This is a genomic window from Phaeacidiphilus oryzae TH49, assembly GCF_000744815.1.
GTDB classification, from domain to species: Bacteria; Actinomycetota; Actinomycetes; order Streptomycetales; family Streptomycetaceae; genus Phaeacidiphilus; species Phaeacidiphilus oryzae.
This window is the reverse complement of the sequence record NZ_JQMQ01000005.1, coordinates 4,613,375-4,639,202: the sequence shown is the minus strand read 5'-3', so window position 1 is coordinate 4,639,202 and position 25,828 is coordinate 4,613,375. Positions and strand designations below refer to the sequence as shown.

General features: G+C 74.2%; 21 protein-coding genes, 1 other RNA gene and 4 pseudogenes. 9 read left to right on the top strand and 17 right to left on the bottom strand.

Features of this window, described 5'->3' with window-relative positions; genetic code table 11:
• Positions 1-33 precede the first annotated feature (33 nt).
• On the bottom strand, positions 34-1,371 hold the full coding sequence (locus BS73_RS24315) for an MFS transporter (protein WP_037575897.1): 1,338 nt from the start codon (positions 1,369-1,371) through the stop codon (positions 34-36).
• Positions 1,372-1,515: 144 nt separating this feature from the next.
• On the opposite strand from BS73_RS24315, the gene BS73_RS24310 reads away from it, so the two are divergent.
• On the top strand, positions 1,516-1,827 hold the full coding sequence (locus BS73_RS24310) for an ArsR/SmtB family transcription factor (protein WP_051940426.1): 312 nt from the start codon (positions 1,516-1,518) through the stop codon (positions 1,825-1,827).
• Positions 1,828-1,968: 141 nt separating this feature from the next.
• Here the strand turns inward: BS73_RS24310 and BS73_RS24305 are convergent, their stop codons facing one another.
• A complete protein-coding gene (locus BS73_RS24305; RefSeq protein WP_037580869.1) occupies positions 1,969-2,697 on the bottom strand; it encodes an ArsR/SmtB family transcription factor in 729 nt (242 codons plus the stop codon).
• 125 nt (positions 2,698-2,822) lie between these two features.
• On the opposite strand from BS73_RS24305, the gene BS73_RS24300 reads away from it, so the two are divergent.
• The 4 genes from BS73_RS24300 (at position 2,823) to BS73_RS24285 (ending at position 7,124) form a co-directional block, all read left to right on the top strand.
• Positions 2,823-3,701 carry a ThiF family adenylyltransferase gene (locus BS73_RS24300; RefSeq protein WP_037575895.1) on the top strand — a complete coding sequence of 293 codons (879 nt, stop codon included), beginning with the start codon at positions 2,823-2,825 and terminating at the stop codon, positions 3,699-3,701.
• On the top strand, positions 3,686-4,696 hold the full coding sequence (locus BS73_RS24295) for a methionyl-tRNA formyltransferase (protein ID WP_051940424.1): 1,011 nt from the start codon (positions 3,686-3,688) through the stop codon (positions 4,694-4,696). Before BS73_RS24300 ends, BS73_RS24295 begins: the two co-directional genes overlap by 16 nt.
• 78 nt (positions 4,697-4,774) lie before the next feature.
• Entirely contained in the window at positions 4,775-6,175 is a 1,401-nt protein-coding gene (locus BS73_RS24290; protein WP_051940422.1) for an MFS transporter, read from the top strand.
• Complete coding sequence (locus BS73_RS24285; protein WP_051940420.1) at positions 6,162-7,124, top strand: alpha/beta hydrolase; 963 nt, start codon at positions 6,162-6,164, stop codon at positions 7,122-7,124. The genes BS73_RS24290 and BS73_RS24285 overlap by 14 nt, the downstream gene beginning before the upstream one ends.
• Positions 7,125-7,164: 40 nt before the next feature.
• Here BS73_RS24285 and BS73_RS24280 read toward each other — a convergent pair whose 3' ends face one another.
• Positions 7,165-7,593, bottom strand: coding sequence for a protein-tyrosine phosphatase family protein (locus BS73_RS24280; RefSeq protein WP_037575892.1), 429 nt, complete (start codon positions 7,591-7,593; stop codon positions 7,165-7,167).
• 264 nt (positions 7,594-7,857) lie between these two features.
• On the opposite strand from BS73_RS24280, the gene BS73_RS24275 reads away from it, so the two are divergent.
• Entirely contained in the window at positions 7,858-9,081 is a 1,224-nt protein-coding gene (locus BS73_RS24275; RefSeq protein ID WP_051941535.1) for an MFS transporter, read from the top strand.
• A 103-nt stretch (positions 9,082-9,184) separates the two neighbouring features.
• Complete coding sequence (locus BS73_RS24270) at positions 9,185-10,567, top strand: MFS transporter (RefSeq protein ID WP_084704319.1); 1,383 nt, start codon at positions 9,185-9,187, stop codon at positions 10,565-10,567.
• 64 nt (positions 10,568-10,631) lie between these two features.
• Here the strand turns inward: BS73_RS24270 and ssrA are convergent.
• The 6 genes and pseudogenes from ssrA to ftsE all read right to left on the bottom strand — a co-directional run bounded on the left by ssrA (position 10,632) and on the right by ftsE (position 15,059).
• Positions 10,632-11,002, bottom strand: a transfer-messenger RNA (tmRNA) gene (gene ssrA, locus BS73_RS35570).
• A 120-nt stretch (positions 11,003-11,122) separates the two neighbouring features.
• Positions 11,123-11,638, bottom strand: a complete 516-nt coding sequence (gene smpB, locus BS73_RS24265) for an SsrA-binding protein SmpB (RefSeq protein WP_037580860.1) — start codon at positions 11,636-11,638, stop codon at positions 11,123-11,125.
• Positions 11,639-11,679: 41 nt separating this feature from the next.
• Positions 11,680-12,162, bottom strand: a pseudogene (locus BS73_RS39890) (S41 family peptidase); the annotation flags it as partial.
• 647 nt (positions 12,163-12,809) lie between these two features.
• Positions 12,810-13,322, bottom strand: a pseudogene (locus BS73_RS39885) (S41 family peptidase); the annotation flags it as partial.
• 82 nt (positions 13,323-13,404) lie between these two features.
• A complete protein-coding gene (gene ftsX / locus BS73_RS24250; protein WP_037575889.1) occupies positions 13,405-14,319 on the bottom strand; it encodes a permease-like cell division protein FtsX in 915 nt (304 codons plus the stop codon).
• A 50-nt stretch (positions 14,320-14,369) separates the two neighbouring features.
• On the bottom strand, positions 14,370-15,059 hold the full coding sequence (ftsE, locus tag BS73_RS24245; RefSeq protein ID WP_037575887.1) for a cell division ATP-binding protein FtsE: 690 nt from the start codon (positions 15,057-15,059) through the stop codon (positions 14,370-14,372).
• 404 nt (positions 15,060-15,463) lie between these two features.
• Between ftsE and BS73_RS24240 the strand changes: the two genes are divergently transcribed.
• Positions 15,464-15,658: a hypothetical protein gene (locus BS73_RS24240; protein ID WP_037575884.1), complete on the top strand. Its 195-nt coding sequence runs from the start codon at positions 15,464-15,466 to the stop codon at positions 15,656-15,658.
• A 110-nt stretch (positions 15,659-15,768) separates the two neighbouring features.
• On the opposite strand, the gene BS73_RS24235 is transcribed toward BS73_RS24240, so the two are convergent.
• The 8 genes and pseudogenes from BS73_RS24235 to BS73_RS24205 form a co-directional block, all read right to left on the bottom strand.
• Positions 15,769-16,404, bottom strand: coding sequence for a hypothetical protein (locus BS73_RS24235; RefSeq protein WP_152617706.1), 636 nt, complete (start codon positions 16,402-16,404; stop codon positions 15,769-15,771).
• 205 nt (positions 16,405-16,609) lie between these two features.
• Complete coding sequence (gene prfB / locus BS73_RS24230) at positions 16,610-17,731, bottom strand: peptide chain release factor 2 (RefSeq protein WP_037575875.1); 1,122 nt, start codon at positions 17,729-17,731, stop codon at positions 16,610-16,612.
• A gap of 9 nt (positions 17,732-17,740) precedes the next feature.
• Positions 17,741-18,775: an ABC-2 transporter permease gene (locus tag BS73_RS24225; RefSeq protein ID WP_037575871.1), complete on the bottom strand. Its 1,035-nt coding sequence runs from the start codon at positions 18,773-18,775 to the stop codon at positions 17,741-17,743.
• Complete coding sequence (locus BS73_RS24220) at positions 18,772-19,707, bottom strand: ABC transporter ATP-binding protein (protein WP_051940418.1); 936 nt, start codon at positions 19,705-19,707, stop codon at positions 18,772-18,774. The genes BS73_RS24225 and BS73_RS24220 overlap by 4 nt, the downstream gene beginning before the upstream one ends.
• On the bottom strand, positions 19,691-20,098 hold the full coding sequence (locus tag BS73_RS24215; protein ID WP_037575865.1) for a GntR family transcriptional regulator: 408 nt from the start codon (positions 20,096-20,098) through the stop codon (positions 19,691-19,693). The genes BS73_RS24220 and BS73_RS24215 overlap by 17 nt, the downstream gene beginning before the upstream one ends.
• Before the next feature lie 173 nt (positions 20,099-20,271).
• A complete protein-coding gene (locus tag BS73_RS38875) occupies positions 20,272-21,390 on the bottom strand; it encodes a hypothetical protein (protein ID WP_051940416.1) in 1,119 nt (372 codons plus the stop codon).
• Positions 21,391-21,394: 4 nt separating this feature from the next.
• A pseudogene (locus BS73_RS38870) lies at positions 21,395-22,636 on the bottom strand (serine/threonine-protein kinase); the annotation flags it as partial.
• A 233-nt stretch (positions 22,637-22,869) separates the two neighbouring features.
• A complete protein-coding gene (locus BS73_RS24205; RefSeq protein ID WP_037575863.1) occupies positions 22,870-24,648 on the bottom strand; it encodes a serine/threonine-protein kinase in 1,779 nt (592 codons plus the stop codon).
• A gap of 238 nt (positions 24,649-24,886) precedes the next feature.
• Here BS73_RS24205 and BS73_RS40760 point away from each other — a divergent pair.
• A pseudogene (locus tag BS73_RS40760) lies at positions 24,887-25,435 on the top strand (FHA domain-containing protein); the annotation flags it as partial.
• Positions 25,436-25,828 lie beyond the last annotated feature (393 nt).

Here is a 25,828-nt window from a genome sequence, read left to right as displayed (position 1 = left end):
GCTTCCTGCGTTTCCCGCGCCGGTGAGTGGCCGTCACTTGGCCAGCCGGGGCACCGCGCGCAGCGTCAGGGCCGCCGCCGCCAGCCACAGCACCACGGACAGCACGCCGATGGCGTGGAGGCCGGAGGCGAACCGCTGGGCGGCCGCCGGGTCCTGGGCGATCGCGCCGAAGACCGCGATCCCCAGCGCGCCCGCGGCCTGCCGTGCGGTGTTGTTCACCCCGGAGGAGAGCCCGGGCCGGTCCGGCGGTCCCGCCTGCAGAGCGGCGGCGACCACCGAGGGCGTCAGCAGCCCCATCCCGAGCCCGAGCCCGAGGAGGACGGGGACCAGCAGCGGGTACCCGGAGTCCGGCTGGAGCAGCAGCAGGCAGGCCGTCCCCGCGGTGCCGAGCAGCAGTCCGCCGAGCATCGGCGGCCGGGGCCCGTAGCGCGCGGCGAGGCGGCCGGTGAACGGCGCGCAGACGGCGAGCGGGATGAACAGCGGCAGCAGCATCACCCCTGCGACCAGGGCGTCGTGGTGCTGCACCCCCTGGAGGTAGAGGGTCACCACGAAGACCGCGCCGATGCCGACGAAGTTCATGGCCGCCGCGACGGCGTTCGCGCCCACGAAGTCCAGCTTGCGCATCAGCGCCGGCGGGAACATCGGCTCGGCCGTCCGCCGCTCCCGCACCAGCAGCGCGAGCAGTCCGAGCACCGCGACCGCCGCCGCCGCCCAGGTGGCCGCGGACCCCCCGGAATGGCCGGCCGAGATCGCGCAGTAGACCATCGCGGTCAGCGCCACCATCGCGGCCAGTACGCCCGGCAGGTCGAGGTGGCTGCCGCGGTTCGGCTCGTCCCTGCGGACCACCCGCAGGGTGAGGACGAGGGCCACCGCGACCACCGGCAGGTTGATCAGGAAGACCGCCCGCCAGCCCGCCGCCGTCACCAGCGCCCCGCCCAGCAGCGGCCCGGCCGGCAGGGCCAGGGCGGAGACCCCGGCCCAGATCCCCAGCGCGCGGGCCTTCTCCTCCCGGCCGGGGAACGCGCGGTGGACCACCGCCAGGGTGCTCGGCAGCAGCAGCGCCGCCGCCAGCCCCTGGAGTGCCCGCGAGGCCACCAGGACACCCGTGCTCGGGGCCAGCCCGCACAGCAGTGAGGTGACGCCGAAGAGGGCGAGCCCGGTGACGGCGACCGTGCGATGTCCCCAGCGGTCGCCGATCACACCGGCCCCGAGGAGGCAGGCGGCGAGCACCACGGTGTAGGAGTCGACCACCCACTGCAGCCCCGAGAGGCCGGCCGAGAGCGCCTGGCCGATGTGCGGAAGCGCGACGTTGACGACCGTGACGTCGAGCTGGACCAGGAACATCCCGGCGCACATGACGCCGAGAACCACCGAGCGCCGAGCGAGGGGTGTGGTACTTACTGGGAGAGAGCGGTGCTGGGTGGGGGAAGCGTTCGGCGATGAGGACATGTGGGACATCGTCGCCTGCGGACCGTTCGGTGCAGGTCGAACCATCCACGAGAGAGGGATACCGACATGACCGCCCCCCGCCTCCCCCGGGCGACCCCTCAGGTGGACCTGGCCAAGGCGGCCGCGCTCTTCGCCGTCCCGGCCCGGGCCGAGATGCTGCTGGCCCTGGCGGACCGGGCGGAGTGCTCGGCCGGTGAACTCGCCGCGGCGGCCGAGGTGTCGGCCTCGACGGCCAGCAGCCACCTCGCCCACCTGGTGGACCAGGGGCTGCTCAGGGTGACGCCGCGCGGCCGCGCCCGGATGTACCGGCTGGAGGGTCCGCATGTGCGGGCCGCGCTGGAGTCGCTGCGCCTCCTCGCCGCCCTGCGCCCGCGCTGAAGCGGCGCGGCCGCAGTGCTGAGGCGGCGCCGACCCCCGTGTGCCGAACCGCCTGCCGAGCCGCCTGCCGAGCCGCCTGCGCGGCCGTCCAGCCGACCGCCTGACCGGCCTGCGGCCCGGGAGCAGCCCCGCCGGCCCCGGTCAGCCCGAGACCACCGCCGCCGTCAGCTCCTCGTCCAGGCCGAACACGTCCCGCACCCCTTCGGCCCCCGCATCGGTCAGTGCCACGGCCCGCTCCTTGTCGCGGCGGCGCCGGATCCAGCCGAGCTCGAACATCCGCTGGGAGAGCGCCGCGCCCAGCGCCCCGGCCAGGTGGTGGCGGCGTACCGTCCAGTCCACGCAGCCCCGCGCGAGCGGCCGGCGGCCGGCCCCCGAGGTGTCGCAGGTGATGCCCAGCGGCGCGCGGGAGTCCCAGGCCCCGGGGACGACGTGCAGCGCGCCCTCCGCCTCGCGCAGCAGCCCCTGCCGGACCAGCGCGTCGGCGAGCGCCACGCCGAGGCGCCCGGCCAGGTGGTCGTAGCACAGCCGGGCGCGGGCCAGCTCGTCCTGGCGGCGGGCCGAGCGCAGGGAGTTCGGCGCCCGCTGCGGCGCCAGCATCGCCAGCGTCTCCAGCGCCCGGCCCACCAGCGGATCGGCGATCCGGTAGTAGGTGTGCCGGCCGCAGCGCTCCGTCGCCAGCAGGCCGTTGTCGACCAGGCGGCCGAGGTGCTCGCTGGCCGTCGACTTGCCGACGCCGGCGAGCCGGGCCAACTCGCTCGCCGGCAGCCGCAGATCGTCCATGAGTGCGGTGATCATGGCGGCCCGGGAGGCGTCGCCCAACAACGCCGCGACGGCGGCGATATCGGGCCCGTCGACCACAGTTCGGCTCATGCCGAACACGTTACTCGGTAGCTTCCTGATCGCACAGCGATGCCACCCTCACCCAGGGTGGTACTTCGCCGGTCAGAGCCCAGGGCAGAAAAATGTCCAATGAAGTGAGAAAGGCTGATTTGGGTATGGGCGTGAAGGTGATCCAGCACCGGGGCGAGTACGACGACAAGCTGTACTGGGAGCGGGTCGACCGCAACCTCGGCTGGCTCGGCGACTCGGAGGAAGAGCAGCGCGCGCGCCAGGAGAAGCTCCGGGACTCGGTGATCGGCATCGTCGGCACGGGAGGGATCGGCGGCGCGGTCGCCACCCGGCTGGTGCGGATGGGGGCCCGCAACCTCAAGCTGGCGGACCCGGACGAATTCGACATCGCCAACATCCAGCGGCAATTGGGGGCCTCGCTGGACAATGTCGGCCGCAACAAGGCCGAGGTCGTCGCGGAAATGGCGTTCGACCTGACCCGGGACGTCAATATCGACGTCTATCCGCAGGGCATTACCCCGGACACCGCCGAGCATTTCATGGCCGGCTGCGACTTCGTCATGGACCAGATGGAGTTCTACCAGGTCGCCAACCGGTACGCGCTGCACCGCGCGTTCCGCGCCAGTGACCGCTGCCGGTTCATGTTCAAGATCCCGACGGTGGGACACAAGGTCTTCGTCTTCACCTACACCAAGGACTCCATGCCCCTGGAGGAGGTCTACGACCTGCCCGAGAACGGCCCGATCGACGCCGCCGCCACCCGCAGACTGATGGAGCGGATCATCCCGGAGATGCCCGAGTACCCGGGCACCGAGATGCTCGACCAGTGGTTCGTGGGCATGCAGCGGATGCCCATCTTCGGCGCCTGCCCGCCGCTGGCCGAGGGCATCCTGGTGGAGCGGCTCGCCCAGGAGATCATGGAGATACCCGGCCGGGCGCAGCTGCCCGTCCAGCCCGGGTACGCCGTGTTCGACTCGCTCACCTGGGAGTCGAAGCTCGTGGAGCGGGCGTGGTGGGCGAAGTGACCAGGCCGGCCCGGGTCGTCCTCCTCTCCGAGGTCAACTCCAAGTTCGGGGCGCCGTTCCTGACCGACCTGCTGGCCCACCCCGACATCGAGGTGGCGGGGCTGCTCACCCGGGCCCCCGGCCGGCTGTGCGGCTACTACCTGGGCGAGCCGGATCCGGTGGATCTGGCCGAGCAGGCGGAGGCCGCCGGGGTCCCGGTGCTCCGCCCGCGGAACGTCAACGACCCGGGGACGGTCGAGGCGCTCGCCCAACTGGCCCCGGACTACCTGCTGATCGCCAACTTCCAGCAGATCCTCCGGAAGCCGGTGCTGGACGTCCCCCGCCGCGCGGTGGTCAACTTCCACCCCAGCCCGCTGCCCCGCTACGCGGGTCTGGCGCCCTTCTTCTGGATGGCCCGCAACGGGGAGCGGCACGGCGGCGTCACCGCGCTGATCACCACCCCGGGCATCGACGACGGGCCGATCCTGGCCCAGCGGCCGGTGGAGCTGGACGGCACGGAGGGCGCCGGGCGGATCCGGGACCGGCTGTTCAGCGAGTCCAGGCGGCTGCTGCGGGAGGTCGTCCCGCGCCTGGTCGCGGGGGACCTGGCGGCCGTGCCGCAGGACCCGGCGGAGCGCAGCTACTTCTCCGGCCCCGGCGTCGCGGACACCTCCATCGACTGGTCGTGGAACGCGGAGGAGGTGCTGCGAGTGGTCCGCGCCTGCCACCCCCAGCCCGGCGCCCTGATCGCCGCCGACGGCAGCGGGCTGCGCGTCCACGAGGCCCGCGCCCTGCCGGTCACGGCCCTGCCCGTCACGGCCCTGCCCGCGACCGCGGTGGCCGGGCCCGGCCACGCCCCCGGGACCGTCCGCTCCGATCCCGACCACGGGCTGGTGATCGCCTGCGCGGACGCCTGGGTCCAGGTGCTCAAGCTCAGTTGGCACCCCGAGGACGCGCCGGTGCGTCCCGACCTGACCGCCGGCCTCGCGGAACTGCTGGCGGCGCACACCGAGTAGGCACCCCCGCGGGGGCCGGGGCGGCCGGGACGAGGCGTCCCGGGCCCCGGCCCCCGCGCGTCCCCGAGAGGAAGAGCCATGACCGCGACGGCCACGCCCGCACTCCCGGCCGCCACCCCGAGCCCGCGAAGCCTGTGGAACGCCACCGTCGGCAACGTCCTGGAGTGGTACGACTGGAACGTCTACGCCATCTTCACCCCGTTCTTCGCCCCGCAGCTGTTCGACTCCCGGGACCCGGCGGGCGCCCTGCTGCAGAGCCTGATGGTCTTCGCGGTCGGCTTCCTCACCCGCCCGCTCGGCGGACTCCTGCTGGGGCGGTGGGGCGACCGCTTCGGCCGCCGCTCGGCCCTCACCCTGTCGATGGTGTTCATGGCCGCGGGCAGCCTCCTCATCGCCGTCTGCCCGACCCACTCCGCGGCCGGCTGGGCGGCCCCGCTGACCGTCCTGCTGGCCCGGCTCTGCCAAGGCCTCTCCGCCGGCGGCGAGTTCGCGGCCTCGTCGGCGTACGTGGTGGAGGTCGCGCCGGCCGGCCGCCGGGGTCTCTACTCCAGCGCGATCTACGTCAGCAACGCGGTGGGCAACCTCCTCGCGGCCCTCCTCGGCGTCGTGCTGACCCGGTCGCTCGCATCGGCGCAGATGGACTCCTGGGGCTGGCGGATCCCCTTCCTCCTCGGCGCCGGGCTGGCCGGCTACGCGTTCGTCCTCCGCCGAAACCTGGCCGAACCGCGGCACTCGCCGGACGACCCGGCCGAGGACGGCCGCCGGGCCGGCGACACCGCCGCCGCCCGGGGCGCCCGGGGCGGGGCGCCCTGGCGGAGGCCGGCCGCGCTGCTGAGGGTGGTCGGCTTCACCCTGGCCGGCACCATCGTGTACTACACCTGGGTCGTCTTCCTGCCCTCCTACGCCACCGCGGACGGCGCCGTCACCGCCTCCTCCGCGCTGCTGGCCACCACGATCGCGCAGCTGGTCTTCATCGCCGCGCTCCCGCTCACCGGCCTCCTCGCCGACCGCGTCGGAGCCCGGCCGCTGCTGCTCGGTTTCTCCGCCGTCTTCGCCCTCCTCACCGTCCCGCTGCTCGCCCTGGCCCCCCGGTCGCTGGGCTGGCTGATCGGCATCGAGTGCCTGGGCCTGCTCGTGTACTGCGGCTACGGCGCGGTGGCGCCGCTGGTCATGGCGGAGCAGTTCCCCCCGCACTCCCGGGTCACCGGGATCGGCCTGCCCTACGGGCTCACCGTCTCCGTGTTCGGGGGCACGGCGCCCTACCTCGCGGCGGCCGCGGGCCACGCCGGGCACGCCGTGCTGTACTCGGCCTATGTGGCCCTGGCGAGCGTGGCCGGCCTCGGCTTCTTCCTCCGCCTCCCGCGCCGGCGCGGGGTGGCCGGGACCACCGCCGGGCTCGCCGGGGCCGCCTCCCCCGCGGCCGGTCACCCGGTCGCTACGATCACCCCCGACGAGGGGGGAACGCATGTCCGAGGGTGAGGAGCGTCCGGGGTCCCGCCGGCGCACGCTGTTACTGGCCGGCGCCGGCGGCGCGGCGGGCCTGTGCGCCGTGGCGGGCGGCGCCGCCGCCGCGGCGCTGGGCGGTCTGCTGCCGGGCGGAGTGGCACTGCGCCGGGTGCTCGGCATGACCGGCCCGGACGGCACCGTGCCGGCCACCCCAGCCGGGGCGGTGGGCGTCGACCGGGTCCGCTCCCGGGCCCGCGGCCGCGAGGTCGACCTCGCGGTGATGCTGCCGCCCGGCGGCACCGGCGGGAAGACCGGCGGCGTCCCCGCCCCTCGCTCGCCCCTCCCGGTCTGCCTGATGCTCCACGGCCGGGGCTCCGACGCCCGCGGAATGGTCGCCCTCGGCACCCCGCACTTCCTCGCTGCCGCCGTACGCTCCGGCGTCCCCCCGTTCGCGATCGTCGCCGTGGACGGCGGCGAGGCCACCTACTGGCACCGGCGCACCCCCGGGGACGACCCGCAGGCCATGCTCCGCGACGAACTCCCCGGCTGGCTGCGCTCCCGCGGTCTCGCCACCGCCACCGGCGGGCTGCCCGCCACCGTCCTCGGCATCTCCATGGGCGGCTCCGGAGCCCTGCAGTACGCCCTCGGCCGCGCCGACCGCCCGCCGGACGCCGTCGCGCTGCTCAGTCCGGCGCTCTTCCGGACCTGGGCCGACGCCCGCACCGCCGGCGGCTACGACGACCAGGCCGACTGGCGCGCCCACGAGCCGCTGCTGCGGCTGGAGGGCAGCCGCCCGCCACGGGTCGCCGCCACCCTCGGCGTCTGGTGCGGCGCCGAGGACCCGTTCTGCCCGGCGGCCCGCGAACTCGCCGCCGCCACCCGCGCCGACGAGGCCCAGTTCCCGGCCGGCGCCCACACCGAGGGCTTCTGGCGCCGGGTCATGCCGGACGCCCTCGCCCTGGTCGGGGCGCCCCGCCGCTGACCTCCGCCGCCGTCCGCGGAAGCTCCGCGCCCGGGCGCGGCTACCCGAAGCGCCGCACGAACCGCCGCTGCCACGGGGTCTCGACGGCACACCGGTCGTAGCGCTCCCGCACATAGCCGACCACCTCCTCCGGCGGCACACCGTCCAGCACGGCGAGACAGGCCAGCGCCGTACCGGTGCGCCCCCGACCGCCGTCGCAGGCCAGCTCGACCCGCTCGGTCGCGGACCGCGCCCACGCCTCACGCAGCGCCTCGGTCGCCGCCGCACGGTCCGCAGGCAACCGGAAGTCCGGCCAGCGCACCCAGCGCGACTCCCACTCCACCGTCGCCGGCCGGCGGCCGGTCAGGTAGAACCCCAGCTGGGGCAGCTGCCCCGGGGGCAGCGGCCGGCTCAGCCCGCGCCCCCGTACCAGCCGTCCCGAGGGCAGCTCCAACACCCCCGCTGCGGCGGGGTCCCAGCCTTCCGTCACTCCCCCATCATCTCGAACGTACGCCCAATCCCTCCCCCTACCGGCTGAATTAGGCCCGCGCGGCCCGGATGCCCGCCCCCTCCGGCGCAGGCTGGAGCGTGCGCCGCCGGCCCGCGGAAACCGGGCCGAGCAGGCAGACCCCCCTTTCGTTCCGGGAGCCGGCACCGCATGACCCACCTTCTGACCAGACCGAATCGACCGACCGCCGCAGGCGCGTCCCAGCCCCGGCGCTCCGTCGGCGGCCCCCTCCCCCGCTACCGCTGGGTGATCCTCGCTGTGGGCTTCACCGCCCAGGCCGCCCTGGCCGCCGCCTTCATGGGACTGCCCAGCACCGGCACCGCCCTCCGCGGCGCCTACCGCCTCAGTGACGGCGGACTCGGCCTGGCACTGGGGGCCGTCTCGCTCGGCATCGCCGTCTCCGACGTCGCCTGGGGCGCCCTCACCGACCGGGTCGGCGAGCGCCGGGTGCTCCTCACCGGACTGACGGCGACCGGCACGGTGCTCGCACTGATGGCGGCGCTCGCGGTTCCGGTCGGCGACTCGGTGCCGCCGCTCCCCGTACTGGCCGGCGGACTGCTGCTGGTCGGACTGCTCGGCGGCTCGGTCAACGGCTCCTCGGGGCGGGCCGTGATGGCCTGGTTCCCGGACGGGCAGCGGGGGTTGGCGATGGGCCTGCGCCAGGCCGCAGTGCCGGCCGGCGGCGCTGTCGGCTCGGCGCTGCTGCCCTGGCTGGCCGTGCGCGGACCCGTGCCGGCCTCCGGCTTCCAGGCCGTCTTCGGAGCCCTCGCGCTGCTCTGCCTCCTCGCCGCCGCGGCCGCCCACCGCTGGCTGCGCCCCCCGCGCGAGGAACCCGCCGACCCGCGAACGGCGACAGCGCCGGCCCCGTCCGCATGCCGCTCCCCCCTGCGCAGCCGCCCCATCTGGCGACTCGCCCTCTCCGCGGGTCTGCTGACCCTCCCCCAGTTCGCGGTCCTCACCTTCGCCGGCGTCTTCCTGGACGACGTCCAGCACCTCTCGCTGGGCACGGCGGCGCTGGCCGTGGTCGTCGTCCAGGCGGCCGGCGCGGTGACCCGGATCGCCGCCGGCCGCTGGACGGACCGGCATCCCGGCACCCGGCGCCGTTACGTCCAGGTCATCGGCCTGGCCACCGCGGCGGCGCTGGCCGCCTCGGCCGCGCTGGTCGGCTCCTCCCCGGCGGCGGTGCTCGGCGCCCTGGTCGCGGCCGGGATCCTGGCCAACTCCTGGCACGGCGTCGCCTACGCCGAGATCGCCCGACTCGCGGGCCGGGAAAGGTCCGGGACCGCCCTCGGCCTGGCCAACACCACCGTCTTCTCGGCCGGGTTCCTGGCCCCGCTGACCGTGCCGATGCTCGCCGCGACCGGCTGGCCGGTGGTCTGGGCGGCGGGCGCGGCGGCCGCCCTCCTCGCCGTCCCCCTGGTGCCCCGGCGGGATTATGTGCGATCCGGTATGACTGGGGCGGGAAACTGATATTGGACTGCTACATGGCTTAGGGCCAGGGTGGCCTGCGTCACGTCACGGCCGCCGAGGCGGCCCCTGACGGGACCCACCCGACCCCTAAGGAGCCCCCGCAATGACGCCAGTGGCCTCCACCAGAGCGAGCGGAGCCGCCGCCCCGGCCATCGCCGCCCTCAACGCCCGGCTGGACCGGCTGCCCAGATGGGGGCTGCCGGCCGCGGGCAAGGCGGTCTTCGCGGCCGCCTACTTCTTCGCCTTCTACGACATCATCGCCCTGGGCGCGGTGCTGCCCGCCTTCACCGGGCACTTCCACCTCTCCGACTCCGCCTCGGCGGTGCCGCTGACCGCCAGCCTGGGCGGCTACATCGTCGGCGCCTACGCCTTCGGCGGCCTCGCCGACGCGATCGGCCGGCGCCGCACCCTCCGCCTGGTCCTGGTGCTCCTCGCCCTCGCCTCGCTGGCCTCGGCCTGCGCCTGGGACCTCACCTCGTTCGCCGTGCTGCGCTTCGTCGCGGGGATGGGCATCGGCGCCCAGATCACCCTCTCCGCGACACTGATCACCGAGCTGTCGCCGAGCGCCCAGCGCGGCCGCAACATCCAGCGGATGATCATCTGGGCCGGGGTCGGCGACGCCGTCGCCCCGTTCATCGCCCTCGGCCTCCTCGACCTCGGCGCGATCGGCTGGCGGCTGGTGATCGGCGTCGGAGTGCTGGCCCTGATCCCCGCGCTGATGATCCGTCAGCTCCCGGAGTCCCCGCGCTGGTCGGCCGTCCACGGCGACGAGGCGGCGGCCGAGGCCGCGCTGACCGCGATGGAGCACCGGCTGACCGCCGGCGGCCTGACCCTGCCGCCCCCGGTGGAGGTCCCGGCCGAGCCGCAGACCTCCGGCTTCCCGCTGCGCGACCTCCTCCGCCCGCCCTACCGCGGCCGGCTCCTGGTCGTCACCTCGTTCTGGGTGGTCACCTACATAGGGATCTACGGCTTCCTCGGCTACGAGACCGTCCTCCTGGACAAGCTCTCCCTCCACGAGCCCAACGGGCTGCTCTACACCGCCCTCGGCGACATCGCCTTCCCGCTCGGCGCGGCCCTGCCGCTGCTCCTCCTGGGCCGGATGCCGAGGAAGTACCTCCTCGGCGCCTCCGGCGTGATCTTCGCCCTGGGGCTGGTGGTCCTGGCCACCAGCACCGGGCCGGTCAGCGTGGTCGTCGGCGCCTTCCTGGTCGCCCTGGTCCTGCTGGTCACCTCGGGCGTGGGCTACATCTACACCTCGGAGATCTTCCCGACCCGGGCCCGCGCCTCCGCGATGGGGGTCGCCGACGGCATCGGCCACCTCGGCGGCATCGCCGCCCCGTACGTGGTCCTCTCCGCCCTCACCGCCTGGGGGCCGCGCGGCGCCTTCTGGCTGATGGCCGCGCTGATGGCGCTCGGGGCGTTGATCATCGCCGGCCTCGGCCTCCGCTCCACCGACGGCCACCTCACCGAGCTCACCACCGACTGAGCCCGGGAAACACGACGGCCTCCGGCCCGCTTGCGCGGGACGGAGGCCGTCGACACATGGTGATCAGTGGAGATGGCGGGAATCGAACCCGCGTCCTGTGGTACGACAACAGGGCTTCTCCGAGCGCAGTCCGCTGTGCTGTTACTCGGCCCCGGCGGTCACGCGGACAAGCCGCCGACGGGCCCAGTCACTGTGTGATGTCCCTACCGGCCCCGTGACCGGGTCGATAGGTGGAGTTCCCTAGCTGATGCCAGGATCCGGGGCGGGAACTTACCCGGTCTGACACCTTCTAAGCTCGCTCAGGCGGCGAGGGAGAAGGAATCGCGCTTGGTGTTGGCGATTATTGGTTTGCGGCCCGTGGTTAACGAGATCATTGCCGCGTTCCTCGGCTCGCTTCCCCTGGAGTGGCAACCCCAGTCGAAACCGATCATCCCCATGTGGTGTTTTCAATGAGCCGCACCGCCCCCGGAGGGTCCGGTACGTCGACCATGCTACGGGCCAACGCCCCGGTAGTCCAGCGCATTCCCGCCGACCGGGGACGCGCTTGACGCCTGGTCAGCGTGCCGACCCGCCCTGCCGGCGGCGGGCCGCGGAGACCGCGCGGGCGGTCTCCCGCTTGTCCTGCTTCTCGCGCAGCGTCTGCCGCTTGTCGTAGGCCTTCTTGCCCTGGGCCAGCGCCAGGTTGAGCTTCGCCCGGCCGTCCTTGAAGTAGAGGGAGAGCGGCACCAGCGTGTAGCCGGACTCCTTCAGCTTCTGGTCGAGCTTCTGGATCTCGTACCTGTGCAGCAGCAGCTTGCGCTTGCGGCGGGCGGCGTGGTTGGTCCACGTGCCCTGCGCGTACTCGTTGATGTGCACATTGTGCAGCCAGGCCTCGCCACCGGAGATCTCCGCGAAGCCGTCGACCAGGGACGCCCGCCCCTGCCGCAGCGACTTCACCTCGGTGCCGGTGAGCACCAGACCGCACTCGTACTCGTCCAGGATGTTGTAGTCGTGCCGCGCCCGTTTGTTCTGGGCGATCAGCTTGTTCCTGGGATCGTCCTTGCTCTTCTTGCTACTGCCCTGCTTCGCCATGGTGCTGGCCATTCTCGCACCTCCGGGGCACCGCGGGCAGCTCAGTTTCCCCGCTCGGCGGGAAGCGCCGCACGCATCCCGTCCAGCACCGACACGGCGGCCCGCTCGGCCGCCGCCGGGCCGTCCGCGGCCGGGACCGGGACGTCGGGGGTGATCCCGGTGCCGTCCGGTGAGCGGCCGTCGGGCGTGGTGTACCGGCCGACGGTGCGCTCGACAACCGAGCCGCCGGGCAGCTGCACGGGCTCCTGGACGGTGCCCTTGCCGAAGGTCTGCGCGCCGACCACCACCGCGCGCCCCCGGTCCTGGAGTGCGCCGGTGAGGAGCTCGGCGGCGCTCATCGTGCCGCCGTCGACCAGCACCACCAGCGGGGTCGTGGTGTCCCCTCCGGTGCCCGCGGTCAGCGGGGCGCTGCCGGTGGCCGTCCGGTAGGTGCCGACGGAGCCGCCGTCCAGGAAGGCGGAGGCGACCTCGACGGCCTCGGCCAGCAGCCCGCCGGAGTTGCCGCGCAGGTCGAGGAGGATGCCGGGGGGATGCTGGGCGGCGGTGGCGGCGGTGCCGGTGGCGGCGGTGGTGGCGGTGCCCGCGGTGCCGGCGGTGCCGGTGCCGGCGGTTCGGGAGGGCTTCGGCGCCGCCTCGGGCCCCGCGTTCCGGGCGATCCCTGGGCCTGCGGTGTCGCCGCCCAGAGCCCGGACCGGCGCTCTCGCCCCGCTCTTCGCGGCCCTTCCCTCCGCCTTGCCGGCGCCCTCGGCGCCCCTGGGCCCGGCGGCCGGGTGGCCGCCCTCGCCCAGGCGGGCGCCCGGGCGGGCGCCCGGGCGGGCGCCCCGGCCGTGCCCGGGCCGGCGTCCGGGGCGTCGCCGGGCGCCTCGCCCGTGGTCTCGCCGGGCGCGGAGCCGCCGGTCCCGCTCCCCGCAGCCGTATCCGCAGCCGCACCCGCACCCGCACCGGCCTCCGCGGCGACCTGGTGGACGGCCGCGGTGACCTCGTCGCCGACCTCCTGGCTGAAGGCGGTGACGTCGATCCGGGTGATCCCGGGGGCCGGGTGGTCCACCACGACGTCGTCCGCGTCCAGCAGCTGCCGCCGGAGGGTCACCCTGCGCACCGCGCCCCTGCCGGAGGCGCCGCCGACCCCGAGGACGACGGTGCTGCCGTCCGGCTTCGGGGAGCCGACCCCGCGCAGCCGCGAGACCACCTCGGTGACCGGGAGGGCGGAGACCGCCTGGCCGTCGATCGAGAGCAGCCGGTCGCCGACCCGGATCCCGGCCCGGTCGGCCGGGGCGCCGGCCTGCACCCGGGTGACCGCTATCCCGCCACCGGCCGCGCCGCCGCCCGCGCCGCCGGGGATCCGCTCCACCCACAGGCCGACCCCGACGTACTCGCCGGCCAACTGCTGTTCGAGTCCCACGTATTGCTGCGGGTCGTAGTACGCGGCCCAGCGGTCGCCGCTGCCCGCCACCCACCTCCGGGCCTCCTCCGGACTGAGCCCGGAGAGCTCGGCGGCCGAGGCGGTGTCGGCCGCGTCCGCCGCGTCGGAGGCGTCGGCGAGGGCGCGGCCGCCGCTCACGGACTGCGCCTCGCTCCATGCGCCGGTGACCGAGCCGGTCGCCACCACGGCGCCGAACACGAGTGCCAGCACAGCGCTTTGGCGAAACCGTCGACGGCACGGCGCGGGCGGGCTACCGGACATGCCCGCGAGTGTAGGACAACGGCGACGCCCCGGAGCGGAATCCTCCGCGCCCGGGGCGTCGCCGGCTGACTCGTTCGAGTGATCAGACCCGCAGGTACTTGCGCAGGGTGAGCGCCGCGGCCACGCCGGACATCGCCACGCCGATCACCAGCAGCAGCGGCACCACCTGGAAGAAGGGGCCCCAGCCGATGAACTGGAAGAGCTGGATCTGCTTGCTGAGGAAGTTGTCGATCAGGAAGTACTTCGCCACCGCCAGCAGCGCGGAGGCCAGCACCGCGCCCAGCACCGCGGCGAACGCGGCCTCGGCGATGAACGGCACCTGGACGTAGAAGTTGGAGGCGCCGACCAGTCTCATGATCCCGGTCTCCCGCCTTCGGCTGAAGGCCGAGACCCGGACCGTGTTCACAATCAACAGCAGCGCCACCGCGAACATGATCAGCATCACCACCAGCGCGGCCAGTTGGAGCCCGTTGAGCAGGTTGAAGAGGGGTTGCAGAATCACCCTCTGGTCCTGCACGTTCGCCACCCCCGACTGGCCGGAGACCAGCTGGGTGACGGTCCCGTACTGGGCCGGGTCCTTCAACTTGACCCGCAGCGACTGCTGCAGCTGGTCCGGCGTCAGGTCGCTGCTGAGCGGCGAGTTGGGGAACTGCTGCTTGAAGTGGACGTAGGCCTGCTCCTGGCTCTCGTAGTAGACCTTCTCCACCAGCGGGGACTTGAGCAGTTCCGACTTGACCGCGTTGACCTGCTGGGTGGTCGACTTCGCGCCGTGGCAGGTGGCCACGTTGTAGCTGACGTCCGACTTGTTGCAGAAGTAGATCGAGACCTCGACCTTGTCGTACCAGTACCCCTTCATGGAGTTGACCTGGTCTCGAAGGAGAAGGGCCGCTCCCGCCAGCGCGAGCGAGAGCGCCACGCTCACGACGACCGCGATGGTCATCGTCAGATTTCGTCGGAGACCGGTGCCGATCTCCGACATGACGAACTGTGCCCGCATGACTTCCTAAAGCTGTGAGAGGACGGGGGGACTCGGGGCGCCTGGCCGGCTCAGTGCTGGTAGCCGTAGACGCCGCGGTGCTGGTCGCGGACCAGGTGCCCGGTGTCCAGCTCGATGACGCGCTTGCGCATCTGGTCGACGATGGCCTGGTCGTGGGTGGCCATCAGGACGGTGGTGCCGGTCCGGTTGATCCGGTCCAGCAGCTTCATGATGCCGACGGAGTTCTGGGGGTCCAGGTTTCCGGTGGGCTCGTCCGCGATCAGCAGCATCGGCCGGTTGACGAACGCCCGCGCGATCGCCACCCGCTGCTGCTCACCGCCGGAGAGCTCACCCGGCATGCGGTTCTCCTTGCCGGAGAGACCGACCAGGTCCAGCACCTCGGGGACCACCTTGCGGATGGTGCCGCGCGGCTTGCCGATCACCTCAAGGGCGAAGGCCACGTTCTGGCCCACGGTCTTGTTCGGCAGCAGACGGAAGTCCTGGAAGACCGTGCCGAGTTGGCGCCGCATCTGCGGCACCTTCCAGTTGGACAGCCGGGCCAGGTCCTTGCCCAGGACGTGGATCGCCCCGAGGGACGGCCGCTCCTCGCGGAGGATCAACCGCAGGAAGGTGGACTTGCCGGAACCCGACGAACCGACCAGGAAGACGAACTCGCCCTTCTCGATCTCCAGGGAGATGTCCTGCAGGGCCGGACGGTTCTGTTTCGGGTAGGTCTTGGAGACGTTGTCGAATCTGATCACGGCTGCATCACGGTTGGCCAGTCTAGGGGGCGGCTCCGGGGGGCCACCCGGACGGACAGGTACGGCCTCTGGTCCACCGCGGACCGTGCGGTCTCGGCGTCCCGGTTGCCAGACCATACGCGAACCGGACGCGCGTCCGCAGTCGCGCCGGGGGAAATCCCCCTAGCAAATCGGACAATTCATCCCGGCGGCCGGGAAAACCCCGGGTCGCAGCGTGCGAACCATCACAGGAGCCGCTGTGCCCGAACGGTGTTCGCACCGTGTTCTCACTCCCCGGTAAGCACGTCGGATGCGGGCCGGCGTGGCAGAGTGGAGGAAGAACCGGATTACTCCGGGTCAAGTGGTCGCCAAGAGGGGAACCTCTCGGTGATCCACGGAGTTGACTGGTCGGAGGAGGAGATCACATGACGTACGACCGACTGGTGTGCGCCAACTGCTCGGGGCCGGTCAGCGAGGGGCGCTGCCCTGTCTGCCGGGCGAACCGGCAGCGCATGGAAGAGGAGCGCGGGCTCTTCTCCTCTCTCTCCCCCGCAGCACTGATCGCGCTGATAGCCGCGCTGATCGCGGCCGCGCTGATAATGCGCCACGCCTTCGCGTAGCCCCGCCGCCGGGCCCTGACCACAGACAGCGTGCCCCGGCGGCTGCGGACGATTCACTCTCCGCAGCCGCCGGGGCACGCTCGCGTTCTCCAGACCCCGCTCTCGGCGGGCTAGCCGACGCGGCGGGGGCCGAACCGGAACACGGCTCCGCCGAGCACCAGGGCCGCCCCTCCGCCCACCATCCACGGGATGCCGTCGCCGGCGCCGGTCTCGGCCAGCGTCTGCCTGGGCATCTGCTGGACCACCGGCTCGATGGTGGCCCCACCGCCGGACGCCGAGGCGGCCGCCGAGGAGGAGGACGAGGACGAGGAGGCCGAGGGGCTCGGCGAGGCGGAGCTCTTCCGGTGGCCATGGCCGGCGCCGGTCGAGGGGCTGGCGGAGGCGCTCGGGCTGCCCGAGCCGCCGACCGTGACGCTCACCGCGCCGCTTCCGCCGTCGCTCGGCGAGGCGGTGGACGAGCCGGAGGAGGAGGACGAGGAGGCCGAGGAGGATCCGTCGACCAGTCCGCCGACCACACCGCCGAGGAGGCCCTGAGAACTCGGGCTCGCGCTCGCGCTCGGCGAGGAGGCGTCGTCGGCCATCTGGTCGGAGTTCATCTGGGGGGCCGTGGCGCCGGTCGAGGCGCTCGCCGAGGTGGCGACTCCGGTGACCGTCAGTCCGGCACCGCCGAGCACCAGCGCGGCAGCGGCGATGCGGGTGCTCCGCCCCTTGCCGTCGTGCACGACCTTCCTGTGACGAGCTGACACAACCGCCCCTTTCAGCAGTCCGCGACCCGCAAGCCCCCCGGAGCCGCAACGACCGCACGTGTATACGTGAATCGCGCGCCAGCTTGCGTGGCGAGCCGACCCGGCGTCAACTTCGGTACGCCTGCCGCGTCCTGGTCTGTCCGGTTCTGCCGGGCAGGGCTTCACGCCTTGGACACAAGCGGCAGGACCCGTTCGATGCCGCCCGTCAGGCGCCGGCCTTCTCCTGCTCCTGCTGCTTCCGCCAGCGGATGCCGGCCTCGATGAAGCCGTCGATGTCGCCGTCCAGCACGCCCTGCGGGTTGCCGACCTCGTGCTCCGTCCGCAGGTCCTTGACCATCTGGTACGGGTGGAGGACGTAGGAGCGCATCTGGTTGCCCCAGGAGTTGCCGCCGTCGCCCTTCAGGGCGTCCATCTTGGCCTGCTCCTCCTGGCGGCGCCGCTCCAGCAGCTTGGCCTGGAGGACGTTCATCGCCGAGGCGCGGTTCTGGATCTGCGAGCGCTCGTTCTGGCAGGAGACCACGATGCCGGTCGGGAGGTGGGTGATCCGCACCGCCGAGTCGGTGGTGTTGACGCCCTGGCCGCCCGGGCCCGAGGAGCGGTAGACGTCGACCCGGAGCTCCGACTCGTCGATCTCCACATGGTCGCTCTTCTCCACGACCGGGAGCACCTCGACGCCGGCGAAGGAGGTCTGCCGACGGCCCTGGTTGTCGAAGGGCGAGATCCGGACCAGGCGGTGGGTGCCCTGCTCCACGGAGAGGGTGCCGTAGGCGTACGGCACCTTGACGGCGAAGGTCGCCGACTTGATGCCGGCCTCCTCGGCGTAGGAGGTGTCGTAGACCTCGGTGGCGTAGTGGTGCCGCTCGGCCCAGCGGAGGTACATCCGCATCAGCTGCTCGGCGAAGTCGGCGGCGTCCACCCCGCCGGCCTCGGCGCGGATGTTGACCAGCGCCTCGCGGGCGTCGTACTCGCCGGACAGGAGGGTGCGCACCTCCAGCTCGTCCACCGCCTTGCGGATGGCGACGAGTTCGGCCTCGGCCTCGGCGCGGGTGTCCGCGTCGTCCTCGGCCTCGGCGAGCTCGAAGAGCACGCCCAGGTCGTCGATCCGGCCGCGCAGCGCCTCGACGCGACGCAGCTCGCCCTGGAGGTGGGAGAGCCGGCCGGTGATCTTCTGCGCGTTGTCGACGTCGTCCCAGAGGTCGGGGGCGGCGGCCTCCTCCTCGAGACGCGCGATGTCCGCTCGCATCTTGTCGAGGTCGAGGACGGCCTCGATCGACCCCATGGTCTGCTCGAGGGACTTGAGCTCTTCGGATGGATCCACAGCTGCCACGCCCCCAGCCTAATGGTTCCCACCGACAAGCCGCGCCGCGCGGCCCCCGTCGACCGCGGCCGAGCGGCCGCGGATCACCAGGTAGCCGATGAACACGGCGGCGAGGGCGAGGGCCAGGTACCCGCCCGACTCGACGAACTGCAGCGGCCAGAAGTGCCCGGCCGGGTGGTACTCGGCCCACTCGACGGTCGACCTGAGGCAGGTCGGGTCGTTGCCGCAATGGTTGACCAGCACGTGCCGGCCGTCCGGCAGGACCGTCCCCTCCTTCACCACCCAGGCCCCCGCGGGGAGGCGCGGGAATCCGCCGTGGACCGCGTGGGTGTCCTCCACGACGTGGGTCATCGGCAGCAGATGCGCGCGCAGCTTGTACATCCCCGCGTAGGCCGCCGCGCTCAGCACCGCCGATACGCCGACCGCGGGAACCGTCCGGCGCAGTACCAGCCCGGTGACCGCGCCGAGCGCGAGGCCGCAGACCGTCGAGGCGACCGGCACCGGGCCGATCGCCTGGTAGACCGTTCGGTCGAACCACTCCTGCCCGGCCCCGTAGGCCGAAGCGCTGAAGCACAGGGTGGAGGCGGCGGCGAGCACCGAGGTGAGGAGGAAGAGCCCGAGCACCGGCCGGCCGATCCGGGCGGCGTACCAGCGGGTGCGGGGCAGCGACTGGGTCCAGTCCAGGCGATGGGTCCCGGTCTCGAATCCGCGGGCGAAGAGCGGCGCCCCGATCAGCACCGCGACCAGCCCGGGCAGAAAGGCCAGCAGGCCGTCGAGGTTCTGGGAGGCGGAGATGTGATCGCGATAGAAGTCCTCGAGGAGGGTGCCGCACTGCGGGCTGCCGAGGGCCGGGCCCGTGCAGCCGGCCGCGCGGAGCCCGGCGATTCCGTCCGTCCGGGCGAAGTACTGCTGGACCAGCCATCCGGACACCGCGCCGACGAGGGCGACCGCACCCCACCCCGCGAGCCGGTCCCGCCGCGTGACCAGCCATCGCGCCCTGATCGCGCGGGTACTCCCGCTCGCACCCGCCGCCGCGGTCGTGGTCGTGGTCACGCGATCACCGCCTCGGGGGCCTGCGGGGAGCGGAGGTAGGCGAGCAGCAACTGCTCCAGATCGGGCGCCTCGACCGTCCAGCCGTCCTCCGGCAGCGGGCGGCCGGCGGCGCGGCGGAGGAGCGCGGTGGTCTGCCGGCCGACCATGCGGCGCTCCACGATCAGGTGGTCGTCCAGTACGCGACCGGCGTTCGCGCTAGGGCCGGTGGCGAGGCGATGGCTGTCGAGGATCTCGTCGATGGAGCCGGAGAGGCGGATCCGCCCGCGGTCGATCAGTGCCAGGTGGTCGCAGGCCCGGTCGAGTTCGCTCAGCACATGCGAGGAGATCACGACGGTCGTTCCGTGCTCGGCGGCCTCGCCGAGGAGGCGGCCCATCAGCTGGTGACGGGAGAGGGGGTCGAGGTCGGCCATCGGCTCGTCCAGCAGGAGCAGTTCGGGCCGCTTGGCGAGGGTGACCGCGAACGCGACGCGGGTGCGCTGGCCGCCGGAGAGCGCGCTGATCCGCGCCCAGGGGTCCAATCCGCCCTCGGCGACGATGCTTCGGGCCAGCTCGTCGTCCCAGGCGGGGTTGAGCTCGGCACCGTAGCCGAGCATCTCGCGGATCGTGAAGCGGGCGTGCAGGGGCTTGATCTGGTCCAGGTAGCCGATGCGCGGCAGCAGTGCGGTTGAGCCGGCCGGCTCGCCGAGTACGCGGAGCCGCCCCTCGCTGGGCGCGAGCAGCCCACTGGCCAGTGCCAGCAGGGTGCTCTTGCCCGCCCCGTTGGGTCCGACCAGCGCGCAGACACTGCCGACGGGTATCCGTACCGTGCAGTCGCGCAACGCCCAGCGCGGCGCGCCGAACCCCCGCCGATACCGCTTCCCGAGCCCGACGGCGTCCACCGCGGCCGCGGGCGCGGCCCCCGTCGCCTCCACCTGTTCACTGCTGCTGCTCATGCGTCCCCTCCCGCTCTGCCTCCGCCGTCAGTACGGCGGTGAACAGCGCTTCCATGTCCTCGTGCTCCAGTCCGGCGGCGCGCGCCCGCTTGACCCACTGTTCGAGCTCGGCCCGCAGCGGCCCGTCCTCGGCGGCCTCCTCGCGGGCCAGCGAACGCCGGACGAAGGTCCCCAGCCCGCGCCGGCCCTCGACCAGCCCCTCACGCTCCAGCTCGCGGTAGGCCTTCAGCACGGTGTTCGGATTGACGGTGGTCGCCTCGACGACCTCCCGCGCCGTCGGCAGCCGGTCCCCCGGTTCCAGCAGCCCCAACCGCAGCGCGTGCCGCGTCTGCTGAACGATCTGCAGGTAGGTGGCCACACCGCTACGCCGGTCGATCCGGTACTCGATCACAGGGTTCACCCTTTCACTAACGAAGTAGTGAAAGCAATCCCCAAACCTGCCTCGAACGAGCCCGGAAGACGATTTTCCCGGCGCGGAGGTCTCCCGGGCCTACTAGGCGCTGCGCGCGTAGGCGATGGAGCCCTGGGGTGTCGGGGCGTACACCTGGACGCCGGCGGCATCGGTCAGCGCCGCCACCGCAGCCCCCCGCACCGCGTACGCCTGCGCCGGAAGCCGGCCGACCCGCCACGCGCCCGCCGAGCCCCCGCCCCGGAGAACCCGGCGTCCCGCGCCGACACGGCGATCGAGTCACCGCACAGCACCCACACCGCGCCCGAAGGCGCGCGCACCGCCTCCGCCCGGCCCGTCGCCCCGGTCGCCCCCGTCAGCCCGCGCAGCTGCTGCGCCGCGTGCCAGACGCCGTCCACCGCCGAGATCCGCCGGAGCGGGCCGCCGCCCGCGGGCTCGACGAAGGCGTCGACCTGCCCTTGCCCGTCGGCGATCAGTGCCGGTGCGCCGGTGATCCGGCCCGCCGGCGGGACCGTCGCCGGCGGGGTCCAGTCGCCGTCGGTGGCCGAGCTGGTGACCAGGTCGCCGCCGATCCGCCCGACCAGCACCACGGTGCGGCCGTCCGGCGAGGCCGCGGCCGGCGGCGCGTCGTAGCGGGTGCGGCCGTCCACCTGCCCCCACGGCGTCCAGCCGCCGGCCGGACCCGCGCTCAGCGTCCGCTGGTAGATCAGCCCGTCCGTGCCGAGCGCGAAGAGCCGCAGCCGGTTGCCGGAGAGCGCCACCGGCGCCGGCTCGCCGACCACGTGGATCCCGGTCAGATGGGTCCAGCCGGTGAACCCGGACGGGGTACGGGTGAGATAGCGGACGCCGCCCTGCGCGTCCGTGCCGAAGACCAGCTCGGTGCCGTCGCCGAGCCGCGCCGCCCGCAGCCCCCCGACGATCGGGGCCGGGGGGTTGGGCGCGGCGACCCACGCGGACCAGGCCGCGGGCAGCGCGTCCGCGGGGCCCGAGGTCCCGGCGTCCGCCTCCCGGGCGACCGGCGCGGTCGGCCGGGTGGCCCCGCTCAGCTCGGTGGAGGGCTGCCCGGCGCCGGTGGTGTGCTCGTCGCTGCTGGCGCCGCCGTGCGAGGAGGAGTGGCCGTCCCCGCCGGCCGCGTACGCCGCCACCGCGCCGCCCGCCACCAGCAGGGCGACCGCCGCGGCCACCAGGCGCCTGCGGCGGAAGACCGCGGCGGTCCCGGGGCCGCGTCCGTCCCTGCGGTGGCTGTGCGGATGCCCGGCTCCCCCGCCCCCCACCGCGCCCGCGCCCGTACCGCCGCCCGCGCCGGGCCCCGGCCCCGCGCCCGGCGCCGCGCCCCGCGCGTTCCGCCTCGGCCCGCGCCCGCTGGGCGCGGGACTCCGCGGCGTACGCGGCGAGCTCCTCGTGGCTCGGCCGCCGCAGGCTGGTGTGGGTGTCCCGGGAGGAGTCCGGCCGCCGCCGCCCGGCGACCAGCGGCACGGCGGGCCCCCGGCGCCGCCACGCCCGGCCGGCCGCCGACGGGTCATCGGCGCCGGAGGCGGCGGGCTCCGCCGCGTTCCGGGCCGCCCGGTCGACCAGGGTGGGCGGGTCGAGCCCGGGCCCCATGGCCTGCCTCTCACCAGCGGCTCCGGCCACGCTCTCCGAGCCGCCCGCGGCGCCGCCTTCCTCGTCCGGGGAGGGCAGCGAGAGCGCCGGCAGGCCGGCCAGCCCGGGCAGCAGGTCCCGCAGCCGCTCGGCGAGTTCGCCGGCCCGCAGCCGGGAGGCGGGCGCCTTGGCCAGGCAGCCGGTGATCGCCCGGGCGAACTCCTCCGGCAGCCCGGGCAGCGGCGGCACCGCCTCCGTGACATGGCGGCGCAGCACCGCCCCGGTGTGGCCGCCGCCGAACGGGGTGAACCCGGCCAGCAGCTCGTACATCACCGTGGCCAGCGCGTAGATGTCGACGGCCGCGCGCGGCTCCAGGCCCTCGATGATCTCGGGGGCGAGGTAGTCCGGCGTGCCGATGATCCGGGTCGCCCGGGTCCGCCGGGGCGCGTCGACCAGCCGGGCGATGCCGAAGTCGGTGAGCTTGGCCCGCGGGGCCCCGCCGGGGCCGGGCGAGGAGGCCAGGTCGAGGAGGATGTTCTCGGGCTTGACGTCCCGGTGGACGATGCCCGCCGCATGCGCCACCGCGAGGCCCTCGGCGACGTCGGCGGCGATGGAGGCGGCCGCCTCCGGGGTCAGCGGGCCCTCGCGGTCCAGCAGGGTGCGCAGATCGGTGCCGTGCACCAGCTCCATCACCAGCGCGAGGTCGTCGCCGTCCACCACCAGGTCGTGGACGCCGACCACCCGGGGGTGGTCCAGGCTGGTCAGGGCGGTGCGCTCCTGGACGAACCGGCCGACCAGCACCTGGTCCGAGGCGAGGTCCTCGCGCAGCAGCTTGATGGCGACCGGGCCTTCCGGCCCTTCGCCGAGCCATACCGTGCCCGCCGAGCCCCGGCCGATCACCTGGTGCACCGTGTAGCGGCTGCCGATCCTGCGTGCCAAGGCTGCTCCGAGAACGCGGTGGGGGTGCGATGGGGGGTGGAGTCCAGCGACCAAAGTACGCGGATTCCGGGGCAGTTGGGGAACCGGCGCACGGCGTCGGCGGTTTTTGTCCGGGTATGACCAGCGCGTAAATCGACAAATTGTCAAAGTCGCCTGCGCATCCGGCGGTGGGGCGCCGGGCACGCAGGCAGGAGCGGGCGGAAGCGGGCGGGAACGGGCGGGAACGGGCGGGTTCAGCCGCCCGAACGGGTGCTCGGCAAATTGACCTTGGGCACCTCGTTGCGCACGTGGTTCACCGTGCCGACCAGGCCGTTCCACCAGTGGATGACGTTGTCCACCCAGCTGTGCAGCGGGGTGAAGTACCAGATCAGCGCCGCGATCACGACCAGCATCAGCAGCGTGCGGAGGCAGCCGCCGCCCGGGATCCGCATCCGCCGGCGCGGGCGCGGCTCCCGGCGCGGACGGCGCTCGCGCTCTCGTTCACGCTCCCATTCGCGCTCGCGCTCCCGCTCCCGTTCGCGCTCCCGCTCGCGGGCTCGTTCGCGCTCCCAGTCCCGCTGGGGCGGACGGCTCCGCTCCGGCTCGCGCGCCGGGGCGTACGGCTGGGCGTACGGCTGGGGCGCGCGCACCGGACGGTTCTGGTACGGCTCCGGCGCCACCTGCGGACGCCCGGCCGGCTGCGGCGGGGCCGGCGGAAGATAGCCCACCTGGGTCTGCTCGTTGCGCGTCCGCGCCGCCTTGAGCTGGGTCTCCCACGGGTGGTGCGGAGAACCGGCGCCCGGGCCGCCCGGCCCGCCGGGCCCGCCCGCCGGGGGCGCGGTCGGCGGCAGCACCTGCGTGCGGTCCTGCGGTCGCATCACCTCGGTGGCCGCCGCGTCCTGCCGGTCCGCGCGCAGCACCTCGGTGCGCGCGGCGGCAGCGGCAGCGGCGGCGCCCGCCACGCCCAGCGCCGAGGCAGCGACGGTCGGCGCCGCCGAGTCGTGGGAGACGCCCTGCGGGACGGTCGGGTCGTTCGGCCCGGTGCCCGTGCCGGTGCCCGGCACCGCCGCCGGGGACGGGTCCGGGGTGAGTCGCTCGGCGATCCGCTCGGCGGCGTAGATCGCCTCCGGCGTGGCGTGCACCCCGATCCCGGCGGCCACCGTACGCAGCGCGTTGGCCAGCGCGGCGGCGCTCGGGCGCTCGGCCGGGCTCTTCCGCAGGCAGCGCTCGATCACCGCCCACAGCGGCTCGGGCAGCGAGCTGGGCCGGCGCGCCTCCTGGGTGAGGTGGGCCTGCAGGATCTGCAGCGGGCCCTCCCCCTCGAACGGCGGCCTGCCGGTCACCAGTTCGTACAGCATGATCCCGGCACCGTAGACGTCGACCGCGGAGGTCTGCGGCAGCCCCTCGGCGGTCTCCGGCGCGACGTACGCCGGCGTACCGACGAACTCGTGGGTACGGGTGACGCCGGGCGAATCGGCGAGCCGGGCGATGCCGAAGTCGGTGAGCATCGGCCGTCCGAGCGAGCCGTCCGCCCCGCCGCCCGCCTCCGGACCGGTGGCCAGCAGCACGTTGGCCGGCTTGAGGTCGCGGTGGACGATGCCGTCCGCGTGGCTCGCCGCCAGCGCGTCGGCGACCTGGGCCATCAGCAGCGCGCCGGCGGCCGGCGCGATGCGGCCGTTCTCGCGGAGGTAGCGGTGGAGGTCAGGGCCCTGCACCAGATCCATCACCAGGGCCAGGAGCTCGCCCTCGACCACCAGGTCGCGGACCCGGACGATGTTGTCGTGACGCAGCCGCAGCAGCGCCGACCGCTCGCGCAGGAAGCGCATCACCACATCGGGGTCGTTCGCGAGCTCCTCGCGCAGGACCTTGATCGCGACTCGCTCGCCGGCCACCGGGACCGCGACCCCGGGCTGCAGCGTCGCGCCCCCCGCCCCGTCGGCGTCCGCCGGCCGCACCAGGGCACGCCAGACGGTGCCCGTGGCGCCGCGCCCCAGCGGCTCCTCGAGCAGGTACTTGCTGCCTACCGGCCGCACTCTCGTACTCCTCGCCGCGCTCGGGTGTTTCGGCAACTCTATCCACGTTCGATGAGGGCGACCGCCGCTGTCAGGAGTATTCAGGGGATCCCCCTAGGGGTTGACTCCGTACTCCTGACAAGATCATCTGAGGCGGTAACCGGCGCGCGTTGTCCGTCGCGGATGGGAGGATGCTCACCGGCAACGGGGAACACGGGGGTCCACAGACGGACAGCACGCGGGAAGGGGCCGAGCGACAGTGCAGATCCGGCTGACCGTGCTCGGGCCGCGGAGCGGCGGCCAGGGCGGCGAAGCGCACAGGCATGCCTCCGACGTGCTGGTGACCGCCCCGGACGGCACCACGTTGGGGACCGTGGCGGGCGCGCTCGCCGGCTCGGTCGGCCTGCGCCAGGGCGCACGCGCCGGGCGGGACGGGCGCGCGGCCACGCATGTGCACCTGTACGCCGGGGAGCGGCGGCTGGAGGACCGGGCGGTGCTCGGGCTTCCCCCGCTGATCGAGGGCGCGGTGCTGGCCGTGGACGGCCCGGCGCCGGTCGCCGACCGGCCGGACGACCCGGAGGTGCGGGCCGAGCTCCATGTGGTGGGCGGGCCGGACGCGGGCGGGGTGCATCTGCTGCACGCCGGCCAGGTGCGGATCGGGCGGGCGGCGGACGCGGACGTTCCGCTGGACGATCCGGACGTCTCCCGGCTGCACCTGGTCGTCGAGGTCGATCAGGACGGCCGGTGCAGCGTCGCCGACCAGGGCTCGACCAACGGCACCACGCTGGACGGGGCCCCGGTCGGCGCGGAGCCGTACCCCGTGCCCGGACCCGAGGCGCTGATCCGCGCCGGGGAGACCACCCTTCGGGTGACGACGCTGCAACCCGCCGCGGCCGGCGGCGAGGCCGAGGAGGCCGGCGCGGGAGGCGCGGGAGGCGCCGCCGGCGCACCGCTTCCGGACGGACGGGGGCATCTCGCCCTGCCGGGCGCTCCGCTGCCCTCGCGCGCGGCCGCCGGCGTGCCCACCCAGCGCTGGGGCCCGCCGTCCGCGGCGGCGGCCGCGGCGAGCGCCGCCCCGGCGGCGCCCGCTGCCGCCCCGGAGCCCGGCGCACCGGCCGACCGCCGTGGAGAGCGTGGCGACCGCGGCGGTCGCGACACCCCGATCTCCGGCACCCCGGCCTCCCTCGCCCCCCACCACCCG

Coding starts and splice junctions, on each gene's coding strand:
- BS73_RS24300 (WP_037575895.1), top strand. CDS start 2,823: ATGGGCGTGAAGGTGATCCAGCACCGGGGCGAGTACGACGACAAGCTG.
- BS73_RS24290 (WP_051940422.1), top strand. CDS start 4,775: ATGACCGCGACGGCCACGCCCGCACTCCCGGCCGCCACCCCGAGCCCG.
- BS73_RS24310 (WP_051940426.1), top strand. CDS start 1,516: ATGACCGCCCCCCGCCTCCCCCGGGCGACCCCTCAGGTGGACCTGGCC.
- smpB (WP_037580860.1), bottom strand. CDS start 11,638: ATGGCGAAGCAGGGCAGTAGCAAGAAGAGCAAGGACGATCCCAGGAAC.
- BS73_RS24305 (WP_037580869.1), bottom strand. CDS start 2,697: ATGAGCCGAACTGTGGTCGACGGGCCCGATATCGCCGCCGTCGCGGCG.
- ftsX (WP_037575889.1), bottom strand. CDS start 14,319: ATGCGGGCACAGTTCGTCATGTCGGAGATCGGCACCGGTCTCCGACGA.
- BS73_RS24285 (WP_051940420.1), top strand. CDS start 6,162: ATGTCCGAGGGTGAGGAGCGTCCGGGGTCCCGCCGGCGCACGCTGTTA.
- BS73_RS24270 (WP_084704319.1), top strand. CDS start 9,185: ATGACGCCAGTGGCCTCCACCAGAGCGAGCGGAGCCGCCGCCCCGGCC.
- BS73_RS24240 (WP_037575884.1), top strand. CDS start 15,464: ATGACGTACGACCGACTGGTGTGCGCCAACTGCTCGGGGCCGGTCAGC.
- BS73_RS24220 (WP_051940418.1), bottom strand. CDS start 19,707: ATGAGCAGCAGCAGTGAACAGGTGGAGGCGACGGGGGCCGCGCCCGCG.